This window comes from Sporanaerobacter sp. PP17-6a, from assembly GCF_900095615.1.
Lineage (GTDB): Bacteria > Bacillota > Clostridia > Tissierellales > Acidilutibacteraceae > Acidilutibacter > Acidilutibacter cellobiosedens.
In genome coordinates this window covers 1-26,043 of sequence record NZ_FMIF01000042.1, presented here as the reverse complement: position 1 = coordinate 26,043, position 26,043 = coordinate 1, and the positions used below count along the sequence as shown (strand labels likewise).

22 protein-coding genes are annotated in these 26,043 nt (G+C 38.0%); 1 reads left to right on the top strand and 21 read right to left on the bottom strand.

Annotated elements, in window-relative coordinates; translation table 11 throughout:
* Positions 1 to 163: 163 nt before the first annotated feature.
* The 19 genes from PP176A_RS14830 to PP176A_RS14740 form a co-directional block, all read right to left on the bottom strand.
* Complete coding sequence (locus tag PP176A_RS14830) at positions 164 to 1,024, bottom strand: uroporphyrinogen decarboxylase family protein (protein ID WP_071141253.1); 861 nt, start codon at positions 1,022 to 1,024, stop codon at positions 164 to 166.
* Positions 1,025 to 1,035: 11 nt separating this feature from the next.
* Entirely contained in the window at positions 1,036 to 2,760 is a 1,725-nt protein-coding gene (locus PP176A_RS14825; protein ID WP_071141252.1) for an ASKHA domain-containing protein, read from the bottom strand.
* On the bottom strand, positions 2,760 to 3,767 hold the full coding sequence (locus PP176A_RS14820) for a uroporphyrinogen decarboxylase family protein (RefSeq protein WP_071141251.1): 1,008 nt from the start codon (positions 3,765 to 3,767) through the stop codon (positions 2,760 to 2,762). Before PP176A_RS14820 ends, PP176A_RS14825 begins: the two co-directional genes overlap by 1 nt.
* Positions 3,768 to 3,770: 3 nt before the next feature.
* Positions 3,771 to 4,844 (bottom strand): uroporphyrinogen decarboxylase family protein, encoded by a 1,074-nt coding sequence (locus PP176A_RS14815; protein WP_143037703.1) that lies wholly within the window; start codon positions 4,842 to 4,844, stop codon positions 3,771 to 3,773.
* A gap of 15 nt (positions 4,845 to 4,859) precedes the next feature.
* Positions 4,860 to 5,507 carry a corrinoid protein gene (locus PP176A_RS14810; RefSeq protein ID WP_071141250.1) on the bottom strand — a complete coding sequence of 216 codons (648 nt, stop codon included), beginning with the start codon at positions 5,505 to 5,507 and terminating at the stop codon, positions 4,860 to 4,862.
* Between the two features lie 301 nt (positions 5,508 to 5,808).
* Positions 5,809 to 8,406: an ABC transporter permease gene (locus tag PP176A_RS14805; protein WP_071141249.1), complete on the bottom strand. Its 2,598-nt coding sequence runs from the start codon at positions 8,404 to 8,406 to the stop codon at positions 5,809 to 5,811.
* The gene (locus PP176A_RS14800) at positions 8,403 to 9,089 is read right to left on the bottom strand and encodes an ABC transporter ATP-binding protein (protein ID WP_071141248.1); all 687 of its coding nucleotides are present in this window, start codon (positions 9,087 to 9,089) and stop codon (positions 8,403 to 8,405) included. Before PP176A_RS14800 ends, PP176A_RS14805 begins: the two co-directional genes overlap by 4 nt.
* An 83-nt stretch (positions 9,090 to 9,172) precedes the next feature.
* Positions 9,173 to 10,162, bottom strand: coding sequence for a sensor histidine kinase (locus PP176A_RS14795; RefSeq protein ID WP_071141247.1), 990 nt, complete (start codon positions 10,160 to 10,162; stop codon positions 9,173 to 9,175).
* On the bottom strand, positions 10,149 to 10,835 hold the full coding sequence (locus tag PP176A_RS14790; protein ID WP_071141246.1) for a response regulator transcription factor: 687 nt from the start codon (positions 10,833 to 10,835) through the stop codon (positions 10,149 to 10,151). The genes PP176A_RS14795 and PP176A_RS14790 overlap by 14 nt, the downstream gene beginning before the upstream one ends.
* A complete protein-coding gene (locus PP176A_RS14785) occupies positions 10,832 to 11,026 on the bottom strand; it encodes a DNA-binding protein (RefSeq protein ID WP_071141245.1) in 195 nt (64 codons plus the stop codon). Before PP176A_RS14785 ends, PP176A_RS14790 begins: the two co-directional genes overlap by 4 nt.
* Positions 11,027 to 11,155: 129 nt before the next feature.
* Positions 11,156 to 12,190, bottom strand: a complete 1,035-nt coding sequence (locus PP176A_RS14780; RefSeq protein WP_083382001.1) for a class I SAM-dependent methyltransferase — start codon at positions 12,188 to 12,190, stop codon at positions 11,156 to 11,158.
* A 262-nt stretch (positions 12,191 to 12,452) separates the two neighbouring features.
* Entirely contained in the window at positions 12,453 to 13,931 is a 1,479-nt protein-coding gene (locus tag PP176A_RS14775) for an Lsa family ABC-F type ribosomal protection protein (protein ID WP_071141243.1), read from the bottom strand.
* Positions 13,932 to 14,462: 531 nt separating this feature from the next.
* Positions 14,463 to 14,945 carry a threonine/serine exporter family protein gene (locus PP176A_RS14770; RefSeq protein ID WP_071141242.1) on the bottom strand — a complete coding sequence of 161 codons (483 nt, stop codon included), beginning with the start codon at positions 14,943 to 14,945 and terminating at the stop codon, positions 14,463 to 14,465.
* Positions 14,945 to 15,760, bottom strand: a complete 816-nt coding sequence (locus PP176A_RS14765) for a threonine/serine ThrE exporter family protein (protein ID WP_071141241.1) — start codon at positions 15,758 to 15,760, stop codon at positions 14,945 to 14,947. The genes PP176A_RS14770 and PP176A_RS14765 overlap by 1 nt, the downstream gene beginning before the upstream one ends.
* Positions 15,733 to 16,530 (bottom strand): pyrroline-5-carboxylate reductase, encoded by a 798-nt coding sequence (proC, locus tag PP176A_RS14760; RefSeq protein WP_071141240.1) that lies wholly within the window; start codon positions 16,528 to 16,530, stop codon positions 15,733 to 15,735. Before proC ends, PP176A_RS14765 begins: the two co-directional genes overlap by 28 nt.
* 83 nt (positions 16,531 to 16,613) lie before the next feature.
* Entirely contained in the window at positions 16,614 to 17,681 is a 1,068-nt protein-coding gene (locus tag PP176A_RS14755) for a M24 family metallopeptidase (protein ID WP_071141239.1), read from the bottom strand.
* A gap of 408 nt (positions 17,682 to 18,089) precedes the next feature.
* Positions 18,090 to 19,295, bottom strand: a complete 1,206-nt coding sequence (locus tag PP176A_RS14750; RefSeq protein ID WP_071141238.1) for a hypothetical protein — start codon at positions 19,293 to 19,295, stop codon at positions 18,090 to 18,092.
* Between the two features lie 2 nt (positions 19,296 to 19,297).
* A complete protein-coding gene (locus PP176A_RS14745; RefSeq protein WP_071141237.1) occupies positions 19,298 to 19,762 on the bottom strand; it encodes an RNA polymerase sigma factor in 465 nt (154 codons plus the stop codon).
* 177 nt (positions 19,763 to 19,939) lie between these two features.
* Positions 19,940 to 20,383: an Lrp/AsnC family transcriptional regulator gene (locus tag PP176A_RS14740; RefSeq protein ID WP_071141236.1), complete on the bottom strand. Its 444-nt coding sequence runs from the start codon at positions 20,381 to 20,383 to the stop codon at positions 19,940 to 19,942.
* A 135-nt stretch (positions 20,384 to 20,518) separates the two neighbouring features.
* Between PP176A_RS14740 and PP176A_RS14735 the strand changes: the two genes are divergently transcribed.
* A complete protein-coding gene (locus tag PP176A_RS14735) occupies positions 20,519 to 20,935 on the top strand; it encodes a carboxymuconolactone decarboxylase family protein (protein ID WP_071141235.1) in 417 nt (138 codons plus the stop codon).
* A 178-nt stretch (positions 20,936 to 21,113) separates the two neighbouring features.
* Here PP176A_RS14735 and PP176A_RS14730 read toward each other — a convergent pair whose 3' ends face one another.
* Both PP176A_RS14730 and PP176A_RS14725 read right to left on the bottom strand, forming a co-directional pair.
* Positions 21,114 to 25,220 (bottom strand): FtsX-like permease family protein, encoded by a 4,107-nt coding sequence (locus tag PP176A_RS14730; protein ID WP_071141234.1) that lies wholly within the window; start codon positions 25,218 to 25,220, stop codon positions 21,114 to 21,116.
* A complete protein-coding gene (locus PP176A_RS14725; RefSeq protein ID WP_071141233.1) occupies positions 25,220 to 25,921 on the bottom strand; it encodes an ABC transporter ATP-binding protein in 702 nt (233 codons plus the stop codon). The genes PP176A_RS14730 and PP176A_RS14725 overlap by 1 nt, the downstream gene beginning before the upstream one ends.
* Positions 25,922 to 26,043: the final 122 nt, after the last annotated feature.

The following is a 26,043-nucleotide window of genomic DNA, read 5'->3' as shown; positions in this document are numbered from 1 at the left end:
TAATTTATTCACACTTATTAATCAAGTGAAATTTTATAAAAATTTACAACTTCCAATTTTTATGTTCATTTTCATTTCGTTACAAACATATTAACATAAACTTATTACAAAACTATATATTTTATAAATATATATAGATAAGTTCTCGTCCATATTTTCCTCTTCATTTAATATTGCAAACAACTACTTGATTTTTAAACTTATCCGTCTTTAAACACCAATGTCCAATAAACTTTATGTCCTTTCTTTTTAGCTTCGCATTTTGAATCATTTGGAAATAATCTTCCCCTTCCGTCTCAATTATTTCACTTTCCAGAAATCCTATAGCCTCAAGGGAAGTAGATGTTTTCCCGCAAAGATGGACAACGGATTTTCCCAACCCGTTCTCTATTCTTTTTAATATGTTATATGTAGCCTTTCCCGATAATTCCTTATAAATTTTAGGCCCAACTATGTCTATGGTTCCCGCCGGATCGGCAAAAGAAATAATATCCGCGCTTCGTTTTATCCCTTCCGATATGTATTCAACCGCACTATTTTCAATCAGTTTTAACAATGAATCTATTTTATGTCTATCTTTTCGGAGAATTTTATAAAACAATTGACTGTCCATAACAGATGTAGCTATACTTATGGGACCGCCGATATCAAGCACTACATTCTCTCCATTCTTTTTTAGAATACTTACCGCTTTTAAAACCTCAGATATCCTCCCCTTATTTAAATCAATTTGCTGTATGCTGCCAATTGAATCCATATCTTCAATTCTATATTTTCCGATTCTGTTTCCTACCCTTTGATTAAATATAACTTCAGAACCAAAGGCCTCTGCTTCTACAGTATGGCAAAAAGGCAATCTGCAATATCCTTTTTTATTTTCTTCTTTAATCAATTCTGATAGCATCGCCATTTCGGAAGCCCTGTTATTTGCGGTTTCATATGATATCTTTAACTTTTCCAATAATTTATCCGGTATTATATCTATTTCATTTCCGATACATTTAAAAATATTTATAGTTTCCATATTATCACCTTCTAAAAATTTAATTGGGATATGAAAACATCCTGGAAATTTTCTTTAAGAGACAATTCCAACGTCTTTACATTTTTGCTTATGTAATATGCCTTTTTAAGGCATTGTTTATTTATCAAAACAAGTCTTGCGCCTTCTAAGGAAGTGTTCCCCAAAAATCTTATTTCTCCCCTAAATCCCTTAAGAATAAGCCCTATTGTTTTTATATTATCGGGATTAATATGATATCCGAAAGCCCCTGCAATATATATGGTCGGTATTTTTTGTATGTCTAATCCTATTTCATCCAAGAGTAAAATCATACCTGAAGCTATGGCTCCCTTTGCCAATTGAATTTGTCTTATATCTTTTTGAGAAATATATACATCGTCTGTTATATAAAATTTCTTATCTGCTAATCTCCAGGCTATCTTAGAATCTAAATTTTTACTCCATCTTCCGGATTTCTGAAGTATATTTCTTTTAACTAATGCTCCTACTATATCTATAAGTCCGCTCCCACAAATCCCTATGGGTTTTTCGTTCCCTATTACGGTATAATTAACATTAAATTCTTCATCTATATCAAAGGTTTCTATAGCACCTTCCTTTGCACGGCATCCGCATTCTATATTCATTCCTTCTAAGGCAGGCCCCGCTGCAGTAGAGGTAGATATTATATCCCCGTTTTTTAAAACCGCAATTTCTCCGTTTGTTCCTATATCTATAAAAACAGCTTCTTTATTATTTTGAAAGTCCGATGCCATGATGCCTGATACTATATCCCCTCCTACATAGGAAGAAATAGACGGAATTACCGTAAGCACAGCTTCATCATTGGCTTCAATGGATATATCCTTTGCTTTGATGTCATCTGTTCTTAGAAATACAGCCCTATAAGGAAATTTAGCTAATGACTCTGGATTAATCCCAAGTAAAAGATGATTCATAGTAGTATTGGCAGAAACAGTAATATAATAAATATCATCTATATTATAAATATTTCCTGTTAAACTTTTTATTGAATTATTTATTTCGTTAACTATAAGTTCATGGAGTTTATCTGTTCCTGATTTATTTTCCATACAGTATGTAATCCTTGTAAGCACGTCCCCGCCGTATTGAATCTGAGGATTTAAAAAGGATAATTTTTTTATTATTTCTCCATTTGACAAATCTATTAGATAGCAGGAAACACCTGTTGTTCCAACATCTATAGCCACCCCCAATATGTTCTTTTTATATGTTGTAATATCTAATAATTTGTTGTCATACACTATTCCCCATATTTCTTCTGGATTATTTTCTTCTATGAGGCTTATTTTTTTATATAACTCCGGGGAATTAAAATGATATCCGAGATAATCGGCATACGGTAAAGGATTGTCTTTACAAATACCAGGAAGTTTTATATTTTTAACAGGGCTGTCTACAGGAACATCAATACTAAAACCTTTATTTACTGTTTTTAATCTTTCTTCATTTTTTAAAATCCCTACTTCCGTATCTCCAAATACTAATGCCATACAGGACAGTCTTTCAGATTTATTTTCATCTATAAATTTTTTCTCCTTTGCATCAGGAGTAGATAATTTTCCTTTTGCAACTACCTTACATTTACCGCAAATTCCCATACCATTACATGGAGCCTCAATGCTTAATCCAGCCTTTCTGATGGCATCCAATAAAACAGTGCCTTTTTTTACTTCAATACTTATATTCTCATTAATGAATTTAACTATGGGCATTATATACTTCCTTTCACACATTCCGTCATTGCCTTAAGGTTTTCAACAGGAGTTGACATGTCCAGTCCACATGCAGGGGACACAATATCCACTCCGGAATCTATGGCATTTTTGGTAAATGATATAATTTTTTCCAGAGGTCCGTTCTGTAACAGAAGTGTACTTATGTTTCCCATTAATCTTGTATTAATTTTAGATTTTACAAATCTCATATTTACCATAGAATCAAAACTAAGGGCGTTTGCTTCCAGCAAATTCAAACTATAGATTATATTTTTTGTATCACCGCATATATGAATTATTACGGGAGTATCAATATCTTTCATGACTTTTAAAAACTTAGTATACATAGGCATTGCAAATTTATCAAAATTTCTCTTTCCCAATATTTCTCCCGTTGCCGTAGGATCCGACACGGTAATGACATCAGCTCCTGCTTTTACCATCTTTTTAGCATATTCTATGAGATAATCATTTATATATTCAATAAATTTATATGCTCTCTCCGGTTGTTTTTTTAACATTCTTAATAACTTAAGGGGATCCACAACAGATGTGGCTGTGCTTATGGGACCCGTAATATTCCCTATAACAGGCACTTTATCGTTTTTTAACCTTCCGATAGCTTCGATTACAGTTTGGACTCTTAAATTTACCGATGATTCCGAGTCGAAAGATTCCATTATATCTTCTACGTCTGATTGATTATACTCCACTATCTTCGGCTCATTTTCTTTGTCTCCTTCGCTGATAATTACACCGAATGGTTCTGATTCACATGTCATACAAAAGGGAACACCGTAATTTTCAAACCCTACAATTTCATGGACCTTAATTGCAGCAGATACCATAGCATCCAAATCTGTATTATGATTAGCTTTTATTCCTTCTAAAATAGCCGTAACCGCGGCATTCATCATACCTCCGGGGCATATAACCGGGGGCCTGTCCACTTTTTCACCTCTTAAAATTTTTAATAATCTTTCCTTTTGAGTCATATTTTTCATTCCTTAATCTCCATTAAATAACAGTTCTTCTTTGATAGGGTAACTTCCATATATCCTTGTTCCATCAATTAATGCTTCGATATTTTCCATTGGAGTATACATAGGTATCTCACATCCTGATGCAAGAATATACCCTTTTTTGCTGTTATAAGCTTTTCTGATACATTCTTTTACCGATTTCAGTACATCTTCCTTGGTGCCCCTCTGTATTACGTCAACAGGAGGAACATTACCCAATATTGTAACTCTGTCACCCATTATTTTTTTGGCCTCTTCAAGATCTTCCGCATTATCTATGCTAAAACTTGAAACTCCCGTGTCCATAACCGATTCCCAAATATCTTTGCTTTTACCGCAAATATGTATTCCCATACTGTGTCCTGTTAATGACTTCATTTTATCTACATTCTTTTTAATATACGGAGCAGAAAAATTTTTAAATTGTTTGGCACTTATTAAGCTCGTGGATGAAATAGGTTCCGATATTCCTACCCCTACACCTATATCTACAGCCTTTTCTATAAATCGATTGTTAGATTCCGTTATTATTTCAAGCAATGTATGAATCTTATCAGGATATTTCAACATCCACTTCAATAAATTTTCAGTACCCACCACCGACGCAGCAGTAGTAAACGGCCCCGGCATAGACAATCCAACATCCACCTCATGACCAATTTCCTTAATTACAATTCTTACTGCTTTAAATACCAGCGGAAGTCTGCCGTCTTTTTCGGGGTTGCAAGGTTTCAAATTTTCTATTTCATCAATATTTTTTACAACGGGAGTATCTAAAAATGAAATATTGTTTTCCGGGTAGCAAATCTTTGAACCCATTGCTTCGGCAATTCCCCTTAAAGTAGTAGTAATACTTACTGCATCTTGTCTTAATATTTTAAATGACTCTATTACGGCTTCTGCCATTCCTTCCGCCGAATGATAATAGTCTTTTAAAGTCATCCCTATGAGTGGAACCATGATAACCCCCATGTCCGGGACACACGGAATCCGATCTGTTTCAAGTCCTTGTGCAAAAGCCGACATTCTCTCTTTTGGTGTCATTTGATCATCTTTCAATTTTAGTCCCCCAATCTAATTATTTGCTGCTATAACCTTCATTTTTTTTACTGCGGAATTAGCATCAACGGCATAAGCATCTGCCCCTATTTCGTCGGCAAACTTTTGAGAAATGGGTCCTCCTCCAACCATTACTTTATATTTGTCCCTTATGTTCTTTTTCTTTAACATATCTATTACGGTCTTCATTCCCATCATAGTAGTTGTCATCAAAGTAGACATGCAAATAAAATCCGCCTTTGTCTCTTCCGCCACAGCTATAAATCTTTCAAGGGGTACATCTCTGCCTAAATCATGTACTTCAATTCCTGCCGATTCGGTCATTATTTTGACTAAATTTTTCCCGATGTCATGAGTATCTCCTTCCACAACTCCTATAACTACTTTAATAGGATTATCTGCAATCTCGGTTTTTATATGAGGTCTTAAAATATCCAACCCTATATTCAAAGTATCAGAACAAGTAAGTACTTCAGGAAGAAAATATTCATGTTCTTCATAAAGTTGTCCGACTTTATTCATTCCCGATAATAAACCTCTTGTAATCGTTTTTTCTGCAGGAATTGAAAATGTCAAGGATTCTTTGCAGAGTTTTTCAACTAACTCATCTTCCATATCTACTACTGCTGTACTTATTTCTTCAAATAAATGTTCTTCATTCATTTAAAAATCCCCCTTGCTTTTATTTCTACCTATTATTATATATAAATAAAAATAATATTCTAATAGTTATAATTTATCAATGTTTTATTTAGTATAGAGTAAAATTATACAATAAAAACAGCACAAAAGAACCGTCCCCTTGTGCGATATGCGCATCTCGGGACAATTTGTCTCGAAGTCATATAAACGAAATGTGCTTGCGGGGCATAATACCACGCAAGCACATTTCGTTTACCTATATAATAACAATTTTTATATCTACTACCGGAATATCCTTGTCCAGGAATCAGACTTTTTTGAATCAAGCCATATCATCCCGGAGTGCGTCAATGATATTTTCTTTTCTGATCTTACTGACGGCATACATCATGGTGACAAAGATTACAAGAAGCACGCTAAACACGCTGATTCCGATACTGGCCCACGGCAACACAAAATTGATACCGTCCGCTCCGCCGATGATCATCCCTTTATAAATCAGCCAGGAGAAGACGATCGCCAATGGAAGTCCGACAAGCAGCGCTCTCATGCCATAAAAGGCACACTCAAAACGCATCATTCTATTGAAAGAACGGTCGGACATACCCACGGACTTGAGCATGGCGAGCTCCCGTCGGCGCAGTCGGATGTTGGTGGAAATCGTGTTAAACACATTGGCAACCGCAATCAGCGAAATCATGACGATAAACGTATAAGCGAACACGTTGGAAATGAAGATATAATTCCGGTTTTCATCCATCACCTCAGACATATTCAACAGCATATACGCGGATGTAATCCCCGCACCCTGTATCATCGTTTTCATTTCAGCAACAGACTGTGACGGGTTTTCGGACTGAAAGGTCAAGCCTTTGACTCTGACATCTACAGAGGCATCAGGAGGGGCAATTTTCTCTTTCAGCGACCAAGGCGCCATCACCTGAAAAAAATATGTCCGCTGATCGGAGACTTCTGTCGTCGGAGGTATGTCCGGACCCACGACTTCGACACAGGTAATGCTTGCGCTTTGTCCATAATCCTTATTCAGCTCCCCATTTGTTTCGGGGATCAGGTCAGCCTCCACGGAAGAACTCTTGAACATATTACGAAACTCGTTGACTTCTTTTTTTCCCTTCTTCTCATTGCTGCCAGTCTGTATTTTGGCAACGGCAATCATTTTTGTGTTTTCCCCGGTATAGTCCTCTGCGGACAGACCCGCGCTCTTAATGAGGTTCAGATATGTGCTGTCATCAAGGAACTGGATCTCTATTGGCAGTTCTACCGTTTTGCCCGGCGAAGATCCCCCTGCGGATTCCCAGTAATCGTTTGAGAGTTCGTCTGCCTGAACAACGCAGGAATACTTCATAACAGCCTGATAGGAGCTTCCGGTAACACCATCGGCGGTTTTCAGCTTGTTATAGAGTTGAATCATTTCGCCGTCGTCCATATCCTTCGTTCCGAAACCAATGTCATAAGTGGTAACTGACAATGCCTGTGCCATCGTCTGCTTCAAATCTGTTACAAAAGCACTGGTCGATATAAACAGCACGACGCTTAAAACAAGTGACAGTACAATGCTGCGGTAACGTTTTTTGTTCCTCTTGAAATTCTTCAGCGCAAGGGTTCCTTCCAGACCGCACATGCGCTGCACCAGTTTTGATGTTTTTACGGCTCCCGCTTCCACCTGCACTTCGTTCGTCTGGCGGATACACTCCATTACCGGCGTACTGGCAGCTTTCATGGCCGGGATATAGGCCGAAATCAAAATCGTGACCAGACTAACCGTCGCTGCACCGACAATTGCGGGAACTGACACATGCAGGGTTAAGGGAACGCCAGAGTAGAAAATGCTCCCAAAGTTCCCTGATACAACGGAAATCACAAGCCGGATGCCGCCCAAGCCTGTGAGAATGCCGATTGGGATGCCGACTGCACCAATGCAAAGCCCTTCAAAAAGTACCGAATTCCGCAATTGCTTTGTCGTGGCCCCCACGGAGGCAAGAATCCCTATCTGCCGTGTACGCTCGTTCAATGAGATACTGAAGGAATTGTGGATCAAAAAAACCGAGCCAATCATGATAATGGCAACCACAATGCCGCCCACTGAGTACAAGAGCGCATTAAAAATCTTATCGGATGAATCGAGGCCCATGAAGCGCAACACATCATGATTCAGGATGTAAGCATGGCCAGCCGCCTCAGTACTCGCGTAGGAATGAACCTGACGAGGATTCTTCAGAGTGATAAACAAGCTGAGATCGTCTGCCGTCTCTACGGTATCCGATATTGTGATCAAGGTATATCCCGGCGCGGAGTCTTCCTCAAAAACGGGTGTTCCACAAATACCGACAACCGTATATGTTTTCTCTCCACGTGGTACAAGCGTTTCGGCCCCTGATGTGTACGGATCATTCTGAGCGAGTTCCTTATTTCCATTCATGCGACTTCCCACAGACAGGGAAACCGTATCGCCCACCGTATAGGAAACACCACCGTTTGTCGCAGTTTTTCCCGAGACAAGAATTTCCCCGCTATTTTCAGGAAGTCTGCCCGAAAGTAAGGTCACGGGCAAGGCATCAAAGGTTTCCTTGCTGAATCCAGCTATAAAGAGATACGGCTTATTAGGATTTTTCCCGCCGTCAAGTTTTGCGTAGCCGATATTTTCAAATGTTACGGTGTTTGCAACTTTGTCGTTACTTGCCTGTTTCGCTACGAAGGAAGAATCAACATCCAGAAACGCAACGTGCCAATCGCCGTATTTTGCGGCTGCGCCCTTCGCCATATAGTCCAGCAAGGAAACACCAAAGGTAGCGACTGCCGTAATCATGGCGGCGGACAGAACAACTCCGATAATCGTGACAATCGTTCGGGTACGGCTTTTTTTCATGCTTTGCAGGGTGACTTTGTTAAAAATGTTCATGGTCGCACCATCCTCTCATCCCGCGTTACTTTACCGTCTGATATGCCGATAATGCGGTCTGCTTGCAGGGCGATATTTTCATCATGGGTGACGAGGAGCAAAGTCTGCCCATATTTTTTATTGCTTTCTTTCAGCAGTTTGATGATTTCATGTCCATTTCGGCTGTCCAAACTGCCTGTGGGTTCGTCGGCAAGCATGACCGCCGGAGCATTCATCAAAGCGCGTCCTATGGCAACGCGCTGTTGCTGACCGCCTGAAAGCTGATTGGGTAAATGTGTTTTGCGGTCTTTTAGCCCAAGCAAATCCAACAAATCATTCAGCCGTTCCTCGTTGATCTTCCGTTTGTCCATCAGTATAGGCAAAGTGATGTTTTCCACCACATTCAGAGTGGGAATGAGGTTGTGAAACTGGTAAATCAGTCCGACCTGCCGCCTGCGGAAAATGGCGAGTTTTTCATTGCTTTGGGTATATACATCCTGCCCGTCCAAATACACCTTTCCGCTTGTCGGCACGTCCACGCCACCGATGATGTGAAGCAACGTAGATTTGCCGGAGCCGGATGAGCCGATGATTGCGGTAAATCCCCCTTTTTCGATTGTAAGCGAAACATGGTCAAGGGCGGTAACTTGGTTTTCGCCCTTGCCGTAGACCTTACATAGATTTTCAATTTTTAAAAACTCCATTATGTGAGCCTCCTTTTCTCTTGGTTCACCTATATAATAGAACCTTCAGCTTACATCTCGGTGACTTTTAGGTGAGAGATTCGTCACTTTGGGAAACGAATGGCAAATATCGCGCCGCCCTGGGGGTGATTTTTTGCGGTAATCGTCCCTCCCTGCCGTGTTATAATCATCTTGCAGAGAGCCAAGCCGATCCCGTATCCTGTCGCACCTGAGTTTTTCCCACGATAAAACCTGTCAAACAGGCAGGGTAAATCTTCTTTCTCAAAGCCCCTGCCGCTGTCGTGGATGGTAATTTCGGTAAATAATGGGTTGGACCTGCAGACAATCTCAATCTTCCCGTTATCGCCTGCACTTTCCATGCAATTTTTGAGGATGTTTTGAATCGCTTCCGAAAGCCAACCTGAATCGCCCTGAATGATTATCCCTTTTGGCACGTCTGTTTGCAAAGCAATATCGTGCAGTTCCATTGAAATTATGAACGGACGAAGCGCGGCGCACACAAGAGCGTTTACATCTATCTGCTCGCTTTGGAACACCACAATGCCCGCGTCCAGACGGGATAATTTCAACAGAGAAGTAAGCAGCCAATCCATTTGTACAAACAATTCCTTTGTTTCCCGTATCAATGCTTTCCGTTCATTTTCGTCAGGGTTATTCTCCAACAATGATAGAATAAGGTTTACGGATGTGAGAGGGGTGCGGAGTTGGTGAGCTATGTCGGCCAGCGAATCAGCAAGATGTTCTTTTTCTTTTTTCAGCGCGTCGTTTTGCTCTCGAATACGCAGCGTCATTTTTGTTATCTCGCTTTGCAGAATAGAAAGTTCACCCTCGTCCGATTCACCAATATACAAATGGTCGGCATTATGAAGCACAAGATCGATTTGATCTGAAATCCGCGCAATGCTTTTGTATCGGGCTTTGGTAAACGCAAAAAACGCTGCTCCAAAGGCGGCGGCAGAAGCAACGGCAAGGATTCCAGCCAACCTATTGATTGCAAATCCCAGCGTTACAGCAGCGGCGGCTATTAAGGAGAACAAAATGGCAAACTGCTGAAACTCTCTATTCCGAAGCATACCCGCCCCCCAATCTATACCCCGTCCCGCGAACGGTCAGAATGATTTGCGGATTCGCTGGGTTGTTCTCTATCTTCTCCCTCAAGCGCTTGATATACACGGTCAATGTATTATCATTGACAAACTCGCCCGCTGCATCCCACAATTCGTCAAGTAGCCTGACCCTCGTGATAATACTTTTCGGGTTGTTAATAAACACCAACAACAAGCGGTATTCTAAAGTCGAAAGAAAAACCTCATTGCCGTTTTTTTTCACAATGCCGCTTGCCGTATCGACATAAAGCCCACATATTTCAAAAGCCGATGGAGAACGTCCGCTTTTTCGCAAGGCGGTTCTGATTCGTGCAATCAATTCCCGGGGACGAAAAGGCTTGGTGATATAGTCGTCCGCGCCCATGTTCAGTCCGGTAACAACACTTGCTTCATCGCCGGAAGCCGTCAGAAAGATAACAGGAACATCTTGCGTTTCTTTGATTTCCGTACAAACCGTAAAGCCATTTCCGTCAGGCAAAGAAATATCAATCAACGCCAAGTCAAATTTATTCCCGGCAAGCGCGGCAAGGGCGTCACCCCGCGTAGAGGCGTGAGTGACTGCAAATCCCTCCGAGCGGAGCAAAAGTATAAGGTTTTTAGCGATTGCCTTATCATCCTCAACCAAAAATATCCGTTTCATTTATTTTTACCATCCTTTGCTTTACCGGTTTTATACCTTCCATCAGCTGGTTTTTCCGCATCATCCGGAACAAGCCACGTATTCCCTATTTTTTTAGCTCCCTTAATCCGCCCGGCGGAGCAATGGTATACTACCATTCTGTCTGTGATTCCCCAATTTTTCGCTGCTTCTTTTGTCGCTATATAATCCACGCATAACACCTCCATAACTATATTGTATTTCTTTTCACGGAAATATACAAGCCGAGGCATAACCGGGAGTTATTGTATAGATACAATCAAAAAGGATACCGTAACGGTATCCTCAAATTTATATCATATTTACTTAATGGCTGTAATAAACGGATCAATATATGTCGGGGCTTCAAATTGTATTGCGACTCTTACTACTTTTTTAATAATATCATCTATTGAAGCAAGATCTTTCGGTCTATCTTCATCCGAATATTGACCAAACAATTTTGCAGCGGCTATGCCACCATTATAAGTGGGAATTACTTTTTTAAAACCTATATCCCTTAACCAAGAAACAAAAGTTTTTCCGGATGGATGGATCGTTTTACATACTTGTGAATTAATGATTTTACGCCTTATACCTTCTAAATACGGTACAGTTATTTGATTAAACGAGACCTCACCTTCTGCAGACAGTTGTTTTACAACTTCTTTCTTTGACATGGCAATTGTCAATGCATATTGAACTGCATATTCTTTCTCAATATTCCTATTATATAATATTATCTTACAAAGATTGTCCTTAATTTCTGAAATCCATATATCTTGTTCTTGCCCGTTTCTATAGCCGCTCAATACTTCATAATAAATTCTTAATCTTCCTTTTGGTTTTAGTACCCGATATAATTCCTCTACGGTTTTTTTCGGGTCCGGTGTCTGCTCAATAGATGAAGCTGCCATTATTCCATCAAATGTATTGTCATCAAAAGGAAGTTTTGTATCTACCGTATATTTTATAAACTCAGCATTCGTTATTACCATTCTCTTTGCATTTTCTGTACAAACTTCTATTCTCTTTACTGATGAATCTATTCCAATAACTTTTTTTACATATGGAGCAACGATCAATGAAGGCCAACCGTCTCCCGGTCCGAAATCTAATAAAATTTTCCCTTCTCCGTCAGTCGAATAAAGAAAGTCGTAAAGTTGTCCCCTATCTTTCCAGTGAGATATTTTTGAAGCATCAAAGGGCTGATATATAATGGGTAAACTATATTCAGATTGTGACTCCATTTCATTGTAAATAAATTCCTCTGATGTACATGATTTAGGCATTAATTTTTCTTCTATCCAGTTAAACACATTTTTCTCTGAAACATTTCGATTTTCCATTGACATCATTTGATACCTCCAATTATTTGTCTTTTAATCTATTCGTTTAAGGTACCTTTCGCCAATGGATAAAGCCATTTTTAGTTAAATACACTTCCTCCATTCGTCAAAAGGTCCCTATTATTAGTTATTGCTCTCATAACGTCCAACTCCTTTCATAATAGTATTTTTTGTTCATGAATATTATTCTGCAAACAAAATGAAAATCCTCTTTTACAAGAAAACTTTAAAGATAAAGGAACACCTAATCTTTTCATGCCATATGTTAAATTCATAATTCAACAATCTTTGTGGCAACATTTTTGCAAAATTCACTGTCATGTTCCACAAATAATAAAGTTGGTAAATATTCAAGGATTAACTCTTCTATTTGTATGCGGGAGATAATATCAATAAAATTAAGAGGCTCATCCCAGACATATAAATGCGCTTTCTCACACAGACTTCTTGCAATCAGGACCTTTTTCTTTTGTCCGCCGCTAAAAGACGACATATCTTTTTCAAATTGTTCCCTGGAAAAATCAAGCTTTCTTAAAATTGCTTTAAAAAGGCTTTCATCAATATTATTATTTGAAGCGTAGTCAGTTAAATTGCCTTGAAGATAAGAAGTATCTTGGGAAACATAGGATATTTTAAGCTGACTTTCTTCCCTAAAAACACCTGTATAATTCACGCCTTCACCACAAACAAGTTTTAAAATACTCGATTTGCCCGAACCATTTTTACCTATAATCGCAATTCTATCCCCTCGTTCAATAGTAAAGCTAACATTTTTACAAGCCGTTTTATCACCATAAAAAATTGAAACATTCTCAAGTTCTGCAAGCCGGTTTTTATGATAAACGAGTTGAGAAATTTTAAGGCTGTCTGAACTTTCGATGTTTTTAAGAAGCTTCGACTTTTCATCAATAACAGCTTGTTGTCTGTTTTCGATGGACTTGGAACGCTTCATCATTTTAGCCGCCTTATGACCAATATAACCCTTATCAGGCTTTAAACCGGAATTTCTTGTCCCTTTCTTTGTTTTTTCCACTTTGTCTGACCAACTACCCGCTCGCTTAGCAGCATTAGATAGGCGGTTGATGTCTTTTTTAAGCTTTTCGTTTTCCGAAAGCTCAAAATTATCTTGTTTTCTTTTATTTTCCCACCAACTGGAGAAATTTCCTTTTTGTATTTCAATATCCGTCTTATTGATTGAAAGTATATGATCAATACAATTATCAAGAAACCCTCTGTCGTGGGATACCAGAATGAATCCTTTTTTGGTATTTAGGTAGTCACTAACAAGTTTTCTTGCATTCATATCAAGGTGATTGGTCGGCTCATCAATTAATAAAAAATTATTTTCTTTAAGAAACAAAGCGGCAAGCAACACTTTAGTCTGTTCTCCGTAGGATAATGAATCAAAGGGACGATATAAAACATCTTCAGCAATTTGCAGCAATGAAAATTCACGCATCAATTTCCATTGAAGATAGTCGGGAAAAATTTCATTGACTATATCAATAGTCATATCTTTCTTGTCTGTTATATTAAAAGGAAAATATTCAAAACCGACATCTGCAGAAATAGTACCACTGTATTCATATTTACCAAGCAGCAAATTAAGAAATGTTGTCTTTCCTCTGCCGTTTCTTCCCGTAAATCCTAATTTCCAATCGGTATCTATTTGAAAGCTTACGTTTTCAAATATGTTATCATAACTGCCATCATAACCAAAGGTCAGATTCTTAACATTTATTAAAGACATAAATCTATCCTCCTGTATAAAAATAATAGCTGTAAGAAAGTCAATTCTTACAGCTCAAAAATACAGTGAAACCAACCCCTATTAGGGGTATAACGAGGATATATTATCTGAGTGAAAAATAATTAACTTTCTTGCATAAGCACAATAAAATAAAAAATATTTTTATGCCCCGTCCTTTTATTATGCTTCATATAAACAATTAGCAACAAAAGTTAATCATCTTTTCAACTCCAATCATTTTATTTTTAGATATTATATCATACTGATTTTCAAAAGTAAACCACCCACGGATAAAAGCACAGGTTTCCAGCTTCTTCGTCCTCGTAACCTACTAACTCCAACTGAAAGTATATATTTAAGTCATTGCGGCTTCAACTGCATCTTTCAGTTCTTTTTTTCAAACTGCCTCTTTCCCCTGTTCTCAGAGTATAACTGCTCACATGCTTATTTTTGGACGTTTCAATTTTAAAATATGCATTGCTCATAGCACGGCCACCCTTTCTTTACTAATATTTTTATATCTTAAAGTCCTTATTTATTAGACTTTTTGGATCTGCGTTCTATCTCATTCCACACTTCAGATTCCTGCTCCCATCCAAATACCTTTGCTGGTATTGAATAGGCAACTCCAATCCCGAGTGAAATTGCCAGAGCAATTTTAATACTTTCAATTCCTTTTAACATAGCCTCATGTCCCGCATTAATAAAAATGTAGTAAGCCGTATAATAAATACCGGCACCGGGAACTAATGTAAATATCCCGCACAGAAGAAACAGGGTAGTTGATGCTTTGCATTTTACGGAAAGAATGCGAGACATAGCTGTCAATATCATGCTGGCGATAAATGTAGCTAAAATCGAGTTATGAAAGTAATGGTTAATTATTAGATATACACTCCATCCCACACTTCCAGTAAGTCCACAGAAAAAGTAGTACTTTTTTGGAACGTTGAAGAGTATGGAAAATGCAACAGTACCTGTAAAAGCCATTATTATTTGCATTGCCATTTTCATTAAAAAATTCCTCCCCTTATCATGCTCCATATTTTCATAGCAATACCAACTCCCATGGCAATGCAGCCTGCAGTTAAAAGTGTATCCATAAGCCTTATTATCCCTGATAAGTAGTCATTTTCCAAGAAATTCCTTATGGAGTTCGTTAATGGTATCCCCGGAACTAGCGGAAAAATCGATCCTATGATAATTCGATCCAGGTTATTCCCAAAACCTATACTGTAGAGACCGCAGCATGTAAGGGAAACCAGAAGACTTCCGATAATATTTACCATAATTTTCGGCAAATTCGCTTTTGGAACCCCAAAAATTAGAAAAATATATAGAACCATACCTCCGACTAAGGCTACCAACGAATCCGTTATACTACCTTTAAACAAATAACAAAAGCTGGCACTTCCACAGCCGGAAGCAAGAATCTTTAGTAAATTGCCTGAAGAATTCATCTTTTCAATCCGTTCCAATTCCCTTTTAATATCAATAGAGCTACACTTTCCACCAGCAATTCGGCGTGAAAGATTATTAAGAGCCTCTACCCGACACAACATAATAGGTGCCAATGGGACAGCACAAATACGACTGGAATAAAACTTCCCATTCACAACAATTGAAGCAAAAATCCCGTTTGCAATTACATAAGCATTAAATTCTTTCAACCCCAGTGCTTCTGCCGCATAGCGCATGGCCTGATCAGTCCTGAAAATTTCTCCTCCGTTAAGAAGCATCATCTCCCCCATCCTGGTTACCAAGTTAAAGCATTCCAAAGTATAGCCGTCCTCGTTTTCTTTTATAATTCCATTGATTTTTTCACACATGCTTCAACCGCCTTTATTACACTGCCTCTGAAACCTTTTTCTTCTAAGACACTGACAGCTTCAATGCTGGTGCCACCGGGGGAGCATACCATGTCTTTTAACTCACTGGGAGACATGCCTGTCTCCAATAGAAGCTTCGCGCTTCCCATAACTGCCTGTTCAGAAAATGTATAGGCCTGCTGCCTATTCATTCCTTCTTTTACTGCCGCATCAGCCATAGCTTCAATCAGCAGACATACATAAGCCGGAGAACTTCCACTTATTCCTACAACTGAATTCATCATATATTCCGGGACTTCCTCTACTCTTCCAAACCCATTGAACAGTTTTTTTATGTGTTCCATTTCAATCTTCGTTACATTAGAATTTCCACATAAAGCGGTCATTCCTTCAAGTACCATAGCTGGAGTATTAGGCATAGCTCTGATAATTTTGGCTCCTTCTTTAAATCCTCTTTCTAATTTTTCCAACGTCTCTCCGGGAGCAATTGAAACAATGATTGTTTCAGGTTTAATTACATTCTGTATGCTTTTTATTATACCTTTGTAAAACTGCGGCTTAACCGCTAATATTACAATATGACTTTCGGCCGCTGCTTTCTGGTTGTCACAGCTTCCACTAATGCTCAATTCCTTTTCTATCCTCTTTACCTTTTCCTCATTAATATCTGTAACTATGACCTGAGACGTTTCCAAAAGACCTGCTTTTAAGATCCCTTTTACAATAGCCTTTCCCATATTTCCGCTACCAATCACGCATAATTCTTTCATATTTATCTATCCTTTCTCCCTTATATTTCTGATGCCTCCCGTATTTATATTAGCAAAATCCGTATAAGTTCTGCTTTCCTTTTTTATAATTCTATCAAGTCATGTGTGAAACGAACCATATTCTCATACCCGTCCTCTGTTACAAGTATCTGATCTTCGATTCTTACGCCTCCCCATTCTGGAATATATATTCCAGGTTCTATGGTCCTTACATTTCCGGACATTAGCTTAGTCAGGTCTGCCTCTGACGAAAATGGCCCTTCATGAACAAAAAGCCCTATGCCATGGCCGATATTTGTGTATTGGTATCCCATGTACTCCGTTCCTTCCAAGGCTTTTAAAGATTCACGATAAATCTCTCTTCCGGTAACTCCGGCTTTTGTTATGGCAAGACAATCTTCTACCATCTTTTTTTCCAGCTCATATACCTCTTTTTGTTTAGCTGTTGCTTTCCCCACCACAACGGTTCTTGTCATATCAGACATGTAGCCGTGTACCTGACAGCCAAAATCCATCAGAACAAAATCGCCATATTCGACCGCCTTTTCTGAAGGAATTCCATGCAAAAGTGAAGTTCTTGCGCCGGAAATCAAAATATTACCATACGGCATAGTATCGGCACCTTCCATAACCATATATAAAGATAATTTTGCTGCCAATTCTTTTTCTGTTACCCCTACCCTGATTTCCGGGAGGAGTTTTTCTAAAGCACGGCAGGATATCTCGCACGCTGCCCTCTGATATTCAATTTCCTGAGGACTTTTAACCTGACGCATTTTTTCAATGACATCTGTTTCAGGAATCAATTCTCCTTTAAAAGTCTCTTTAAATGTCTGGTAATCGGCAAAATTCATTCTATCCGCCTCAAAGGCTAAAGTAGAAAGTTTGTTCTCTGCCATCAGTTCGCTAACCTTATCTCCTATTGTGTTGCCTTTTTCTCTCCAATTTACTACTTTATATTGAGGGCACTCTATGGCTGCCTGTTCCGTATATCTGGGATCCGTGAGGAAATAATAATTTGACCTTGTTATAAGAAGATAACTATCATCTCCTGTATAACCGCTTATAAAACGTACATTCTCCTTTTTGGCTACAAAAAATCCGTCCAAATGTTTTTCTTCCATATAAGACAATAATTTTTCTTCGTTCATTTATCGGTTCCTCCTTCTTTATGTAATATATTAGACATAATATGTAATCCTAAAACTATCATAATATTCCGCTATAACTACAGGTTATAATAATACAAATTGACTTTTGTGTCAAACAAATCATGCTTTCATTAAAACTATTGCCAAAACTAATCATTTAACGTATGAAATAGTTTTGGCAACCGTAAAATTAAGCTATTTAGTTTTTATTCTTATACAGTACCTATCTTTTTAAGAATCATGCCAGTTCTCTTATGCGTTCCTTGTGATATATTTTCTATACCATCTATATTCTAATTTTTTATATTCTTTTAATCCAATATCTTCATTTAATATTATTTCTGAAAAAATAAATATATTGTTGTAATAAAACATCCGCAACCCCTTCTTTTACTTGTTTCATCTTTTTTACAACTTCAGTTCCGCTACATTCCCATAAAGTATCTTCTCCGTATCATCGTTTGATTCTTCAGCTTTTTCCTCTTTTGGTGTCATTATCTTTCCATAATTATCTGTTATCTTATTATTTACCGTATTAAGTTTGTCTTCCGGTACTTCAATAAGTCCATAGTTAATTATCGATGCAACATTTTCATTGAATTTCTCATAGTCAAGATTTTCATCAAAGATAAGTTTCCCCATATTCCTTATAGTTACTTCCTCTTCTAAATTTCCTGATAATATAAGCTTTCCTTTATTGTTCAACAACTTTCCTTTGATTATTTCTACCTCCACATTTTTGTCTAAACCATCCTTGATAATCTCATAAGTTTTTTCGTCGCATACAACCGCATCACAAATCAAATGCTCAATATATTGGTCAAACACTATATTATCCTTCAAATATATTTCCGCATCTCCGTCTACATATAAAACATTATGGTCGTATTTTCTTATTGAAATATCATCTATGGAAATATCCCCATCTATATATTGAACTCCTCCGGACCCTTGAGGAATTAAAGTCTTGTTCACCGTATAATATTCATCAATATATGGAGAAATTTCATCTTCATATTCATCAAGCATTACTACCTTATCTAAAATCTGAATATTAGATATCTTCTCCTTTAATAGCTTTATGTCAATGTCGTCGATAATGATTAATTGCTCAAATGCTAACTTCGAATCCGATTTTAAACTCTTTAGAAAACTATTCGTCAACTTGAAATTTCCGCTGAAAAATTTGTAGTCGTTATTATAGTTGACGATTTTTCCGTTAATTATCCCTTTAGACTGAACAGCCACAGCCAATCTCTTAGTACATATCAATTTACCATTCAGCAAAACGGAATAAACCTTATCATCAAATAGTTTGATATCAATGTCATTTTCAAAAGTCAGAATTCCGTTCACCATAATAGATACGGATTTCACTAATCCTTCTAAATAATCTCTGTCTACTTTCATTTTCCCGTTTTGAATTATGATATTTATTTCTTTTGGTACTTTTATAGTACTGGCAACATTTATTTTTTCACAATTTTTTAAAAGTACCCGAGATTCATCACTTTCTACAAGTGTCCCAATATCCTCAATCTTTGTTATTTCCTGAGCTAAATCCTCAGAAATATTTCTAACATCTAACATTCCTATACCTATAATCTTTGACATTTTTATTCCTCCCATAATCTATTTTTTAATATTTTTAATGACGCACTTAATCGAGAACGGACTGTAGATGGGGAGATACCTAATATTTTACCTATCTCACTACTATTTAAACTCATTTTATACTTCAGTAACAGCACTCTTCTGTTATTTGGGGGTAACTTTTCTAATAGTATTCTTATAACTGCGCTTTCTTCAAAGTCTCCATATCCTTCAAATATTTCATCATTTTCTAAGTAAGTCAATTTAGCTTGCTTCCTAATATTGTCGATGTTCTTATTCTTAATGGTTGTAAAAAACCAACCTTTAATTTGATACTCGTTCATATTTGCAAATATTTCTTCTCTTTCCAATGCAGCCACATAGGTGTCTTGAACTAAATCTACAGCTCGATCTTCATTGTAAGTAATTGATTTTGCAAAGGAAACAAAATCTTTATTATATTTTTGATAAACCAAATACACATTCATTATCATCTCACATCCTCGATTAATGCTTTCACTTATATAACGAATGAGGAATCAAAAGTGTCCAAATTAATTTTTAAATCTATTTAAAAAAATACTAATCGACCCTTCTATTGCATATAAGAAATAATATCAATAAAATTAAGTAGTCCATCTTTACAAATCATTTTTCATTTAATATTAAAGATATTTTTTAATATTATTATTTATTGTTACTTCTGACAATGCTATAATGGTTTCTGTCATTGCATATGAAGATATATCATTTATAAATTCTTCTATATCATTTAAAGATCTAATTGATAATTTGACTAAAAAGCATCCATCCCCAGCAATTCTATAACACCATTCGCTTTGTTTATACTCCTTAATAAATATCTTAAATTTTTCATACTGCCCATTTCTCATAGTTACCTTAATTATACAATCAATATACAATCCAAGTTTCTTTTTATTTATTTTAATTGTATATCCTTCAATGACCCCATTATCTTCGAGTCTTCTTACTCTTTCAGTAACAGATGGCGGCGAAAGATTTACACGTCTGGATAATTCTCTTATAGATAATCTGCTTTCTTTCTGTAACTCTTGTAAAATTAGCACATCTATTTCATCTAATTTCATTTGTACTCCCCCTCATAAATTATTGTTTTAAATGACATACTTATTATTATATTATATATCATTTACAATACAATATTTATATTATAATTTATATAATATAAATTGTTAAAGAATATATTATAGAGGAGAGATAACATGGCAAAAATAATTTTTTCACAAGAAGGACTTTCACCATTTCAACAATTATTAGGTCATAATAAGTATGTATTGGAAAAATGGTCTTCTTTAGAGGAATGTTTTTTCAATAGTAATACATTTACAACCGAATTAAAAGAAGAGGTAAGACGTACTCTTGCTTTTAATAATGGATGTCAGTATTGTATGGCTAGAGGTAAGCCTTCTGATGGAATAACTGATTCAAAAATTTTGATTGCTACCAAAATAGCAGATATTGTTTCTAAAAATCAGCCTATTAGTGATGAATATTTTAATAAATTAAAAAAAGAATTTACTGACAATGAAATTTCTGAACTTTTAGCTCTGATATGTTTTATAACGGCCTCTCAGAGGTTTGGAGCATTACTTGATTTACAGCCAAGTTGTCCAATTTAGCTAAACTTTCAATAACAACTTAATATAATAAAAATGCTCATTTGAAGTAAATTCAAATGAGCATTTAAGAATTTATATATTATATTTTATGTCCTGAAAGTTCTGCTTGGCAGGCATATCTTGCATCTTAGTTATCTCCAATCCTTTGCGGAAATACTTTTTCAACTTATGATTCAGCTCAATCTACCGATTTTAAAGATTCCAGCATATCAATGTTTCTAATTCTCGGTTTCATGCACTGATTAACGATCCATGTAAAAAACATTGTCAGAATTGCAGCCCCAAGATAACCCTGCCATGTAAGATCACGGGCAAGAAATAGCATATCCGGCTCTACGGTTGTAACAACCGCTCGATAAAGGAAGACACCAAACAACAGTCCCACAAGGCATCCGACAGTCGATAAAATAACCGTTTCACGAAAAATGTAGCTGTATGTTTCCTTATCATAAAAACCAAGGACTTTAAGCGTAGCAAGTTCCCTCTGACGTTCGCCGATATTGATATTCGTCAGATTATAGAGAACAACAAACGCAAGCACCCCTGCTGCAATAATCAGAATCCAGATGATATTGTCCACACTCTTTATAGAAGTCCTGATATTACCCAAAAGGTCGTCCGTAAAAGAGATTACACCAATACCGGAAGCTTCGGACAGGTATGTCTTTATTTCATCATCGGTACGGTTCTTTGCCGTAATAGCAAAAAACTGATTGTATTCGGGTGTTTCACCGAATGAGGCTTTATAGGCATTTTTACCAATATAAACATAGTTGGAAGCGTAATTTCTCGTAATTTCTGTAATTTTAACAGGATATCTCTCATCATTATCCAGATATTTCACCCAAATCGTGTCGCCGACACCGACATTCAAATTCAGTGAAAGTTTTTCAGTAATCACTGCACTGTCGTCTGTAAAAGAAAGATTTTTCTTTGTCTCTGGATCGTAAAGAGTAACATAATCCGTAAACTCTTCTGCTTCTTTTGGGGATACCACATAAATGTTATAGGTATCCTTATCCTTGTCCTTCAGGCTTGCCTCGGCAGAGTTATGAAGTACCTCGGTTGATTTATCGAAATATGTTTTATCCGATAAGAGGGAAGTAAGGTCAGCGGAGGGCTTTTCCTCGTCGAAACCGATTGTGACATCGTAATGAAATATATCACGGAATTGCTCATCCAAAATCGCCCTCACTGCGTTTTTCGCACCCAAAGCCGTAACTACCAGTGCAGTACAACCAATAATGCCTGCGAGGGACATCATCAACCGTTTTTTGTTTAATCCAAGATTCCTGACAGTTACCTTTTGTGTGAAGGTAAGTCTGCTCCAGACCGGTTTTACATACTCTAAAAATACACGTTTTCCACTTTTCGGAGCCTTTGGACGCATAAGTTCGGCAGGAGATTCCCTCAAAGAATTTTTTGCCGCAATACCGGTAGAAAGGGTCGTAATAAACACAGTCGCAAAAACCGATATGGCTCCGATGTCAAAATAAAAGGCCGGCGTCATTTTCGGCAACGCGAAAACAATGCCATAGGCTCTCCATATAATGGTCGGGAGCAACCAAAATCCTACACATATTCCGCCCATGCTGCCTATCAGGCTGGCAGAAGCAGCATATTTTAAATATCTCCCGGCAATTTTTCCGTTTGAGTAACCAAGGGCTTTAAAAGTACCGATAAGGGTTCTGTCCTCATCCACCATACGGGTCATAGTAGTCAGACATACCAGTGCGGCCACGAGAAAAAATACAATCGGAAACACGGTGGCAAGATCGCGCATACGTTCCGTGTCGCCTTCATAGGTAACAAAAGCCTCATTCATATGCCTGTCAAGGACATACCATTTTGGTTTACCTAAACCGGAAAGCTTGTTCTCCGCATCCTCTATTTTTTGCTTTGCATCTGCAAGGTCCTTATTGGTTTCAAGTTTTTTATCTTCATATTCCTGTTGCTTTTCAGTGAGTTCTTTCTCCCCTTTCGCAATTTCTGACGCTGCATCATTAAGTTCTGCTTTAGCATCGGTGAGTTTCCTATCAGCCTCCGCTTTTTTATCCTTATACTCCTGCTGCTTTTCAGTAAGTTCTTTTTCTCCGTCTGTAATTTCTGACGCTGCATCGTCAAGTTCTGCTTTAGCATCAATAAGTTTCCTATCGGCTTCCGCCTTTCTATCATTATACTCCTGCTGTTTTTGGGAGAATTTTTCCTCCCCTTCCGTAATTTCTGACGCTGCATCATCAAGTTCTGCTTTAGCATCGGCAAGTTTCCTATCGGCTTCTGATTTTCTGGTATCATATTCCTTAAGCCCCTCGTCATAGGCCTGCTTTGCCGAAATTAATTCGTCTTTCGCTTGAGAAAGCTGATTTTCGGCACTCCCAAGCTCTGCACTCTTTTCGGAATATTCGTCTTCACCGCTGTCAAGGGTCTGTCTGGCATTGGTAAGCTGTGCTTCACCTTCCTCTATTTGTGAGACAGCAGCGTTGTATTCCGCCCATTTCTGTGCAAGAGTATGTTTCATCGTTATAAGTCCGGCAAGTTGGTCATACTGCTCCTGCGCTGCATCAAGCTGTGCTTTCATCGCATCAAGCTGTGCAATCAGTTCAGCAGCTTGTCCCTCAGTGAGACCGGCGGCTTGTAATGCTGCCTGATATTGTTCATTTAGCGCATTGTATTCCGGCGTCCCAGGTTCGTAAGCATCTCTTGCTGCTTTCAGCTCTGCAAGCTGAGAAATAGTTTCATACTGCGTTTTTGATTCATTAAGCCGGGATTCCATAGACGGGAGTGCGGCTTCTATTTCCTCCATAGTCATGCCCATGGCACTTTCGGCTGCCGCCGCACCTGCATCGTATGGTGCTTGAGCTGCATCAAGAGTTTCTTTATTTTTTGCAAGGGCTACTTTTCCATCTTCAAGTTCATTTAATTTCTTGTCGTAATCGGCCCAGCCGTTATCAAACTTTCCCCGGGCACTTCTCAATTCGGATTTTGCAGAAGTAAGTCTGTTTCGATTTGCTTCAAGTTCTTTCTCACCATCAGCAATTTTTTCCTCAGCATCTTCAAGCTCTGCCTTGGCATCGGCTAATTGTCGCTGAACATCTGCCTTTTGCTCATTATATTCGGCCAACCCGTCGGCATATTTCTCTTTTGCATCTTCAAGTTCTTTTGTACCTTCATTAAGCTTTTTTTCGGCATCGGTCAATTGTTGCCCGACATCTGCATTTTGCTCATTATAATCAGCCAACCCATCGGCATATTTCTCGTTTGCTTCTTCAAGTTCTTTTGCACCTTCATTAAGCTTTTCTTCGGCATCGGCCAATTGCTGTTCGGCATCTGCCTTTTGTTTATGATATTCGGTCACTCCATCAACGTATTTTTCTTTTGCGTCTTCAAGGGTTTTCACACCTTCGTCGAGCTGTGATTTTGCATCCCCCAACTTTTCATCTGCCTCTTTATCGGCATCATTATATTCTTTCTTTGCCTCAGCCAAATCGGATTGGAACTCATCATGACGAAGAGTCTGCCGTTTTTCGGCAAGTGTTTCAAGTCGCTCTACAGCAATATCCGTACGGTCAAAATATTCGTTTTCAAAAGCGTTTAGTTCTTTTGCGCCTTTCACAGACACATACATATCCGTATAGCCATCCACGATAAAGTTTTTCTGCGGTACATACAAAACGTAATCAATCATTCCGCTACCCACAGAGGTGTTACCTTGCACAAAAGATAAATAATAAGGAGATTCTGCGACGCCGACAATGGTGTACTTCAACCGATCCAGCGTATCAGGAATATCACCGTTTGAATTTTTGTCCAGTGAGATGGTACTGCCGAGTACAATATTTTTCAATCCGATGGACGGACGTATAATTACTGCCTCTCCGTCATTTTTCGGCCAGCGGCCGTCTATCATTTTTAACTGGTTCATATAATCAGGAGCGAAAGTATCGGTTGTTTGGGATAAACCGTTTATACGGAAAGCATAGTCCTTATCTCCGACAGAACCCGTTGCATCCACCGTATAACTCGCCATAACTTCTGAAACACCGTCGGTATTGCGTATTGCTTTCACATCTTCATCGGTGAAACCATACGTCGAAAGCATACGGATGTCCATGACGTTTTGTCGGTCGTAGTATTCATCCCCGACACGTTTCATATTGGGAGAAACCGCTGCTAATCCGGCAAACACTCCAGCCCCCAAAAATGAGATAAGGATAATGGATATAAATCGGGTTAAGGAACTTTTTACAGCCCGTGTTGAACTTTTTTGAAATACTGTGCTTTTCATTACCATTCAATCCTTTCCGCAGGCATGGGATTTTGATTTTCCCGTATCTCCGATACTGTACCGCTATTAATACGGATCACCCGGTCTCCAATTGTTTCAAATGCCGAGTTATGAGTAATAATAACCACAGTTTTCCCGTTGTTACGGCAGGTATCCTGCAATAATTTCAAAATGTTTTTACCCGTCTTGTAATCAAGTGCACCTGTCGGTTCATCGCAAAGTAACAACTTTGGATTTTTGGCAAGTGCACGTGCAATGGCAACCCTCTGCTGTTCGCCGCCTGAAAGCTGGGAAGGAAAGTTATGCATTCTATCTCCAAGACCAACATCAATAAGACATTTCTCAGCATCAAGAGGATCTTTGCATATTTGTGAAGCAAGCTCGACATTCTCTACAGCTGTCAGATTCTGTACCAGATTATAAAACTGAAATACAAAACCTATATCCTCACGGCGATACCGTATCAATTGATTACGGTTATATTTACTTATTTCCGAACCGTCCAGGTAGATATCACCCGATGTGCAAGTATCCATGCCTCCGAGCATATTCAGAACCGTCGTTTTGCCTGCGCCAGAAGGGCCAACAATGACAACAAGCTCTCCTTTGTTTATCGTAAAGTCAACGCCTCTAATTGCTTCAACTTTTACTTCGCCGCTTTGGTATACTTTGCGGACATTTTCGAATTCTACAAATGGCATGATTATTGTCTCCTTCTACTTAATTAATAAATTTCTATAGTGCCAAAAGAATCAAAAATGATTTATAAATTTTTAACTCGATTCAAAACTATAGTTGATTAATTGACACAAGTCTATTATAA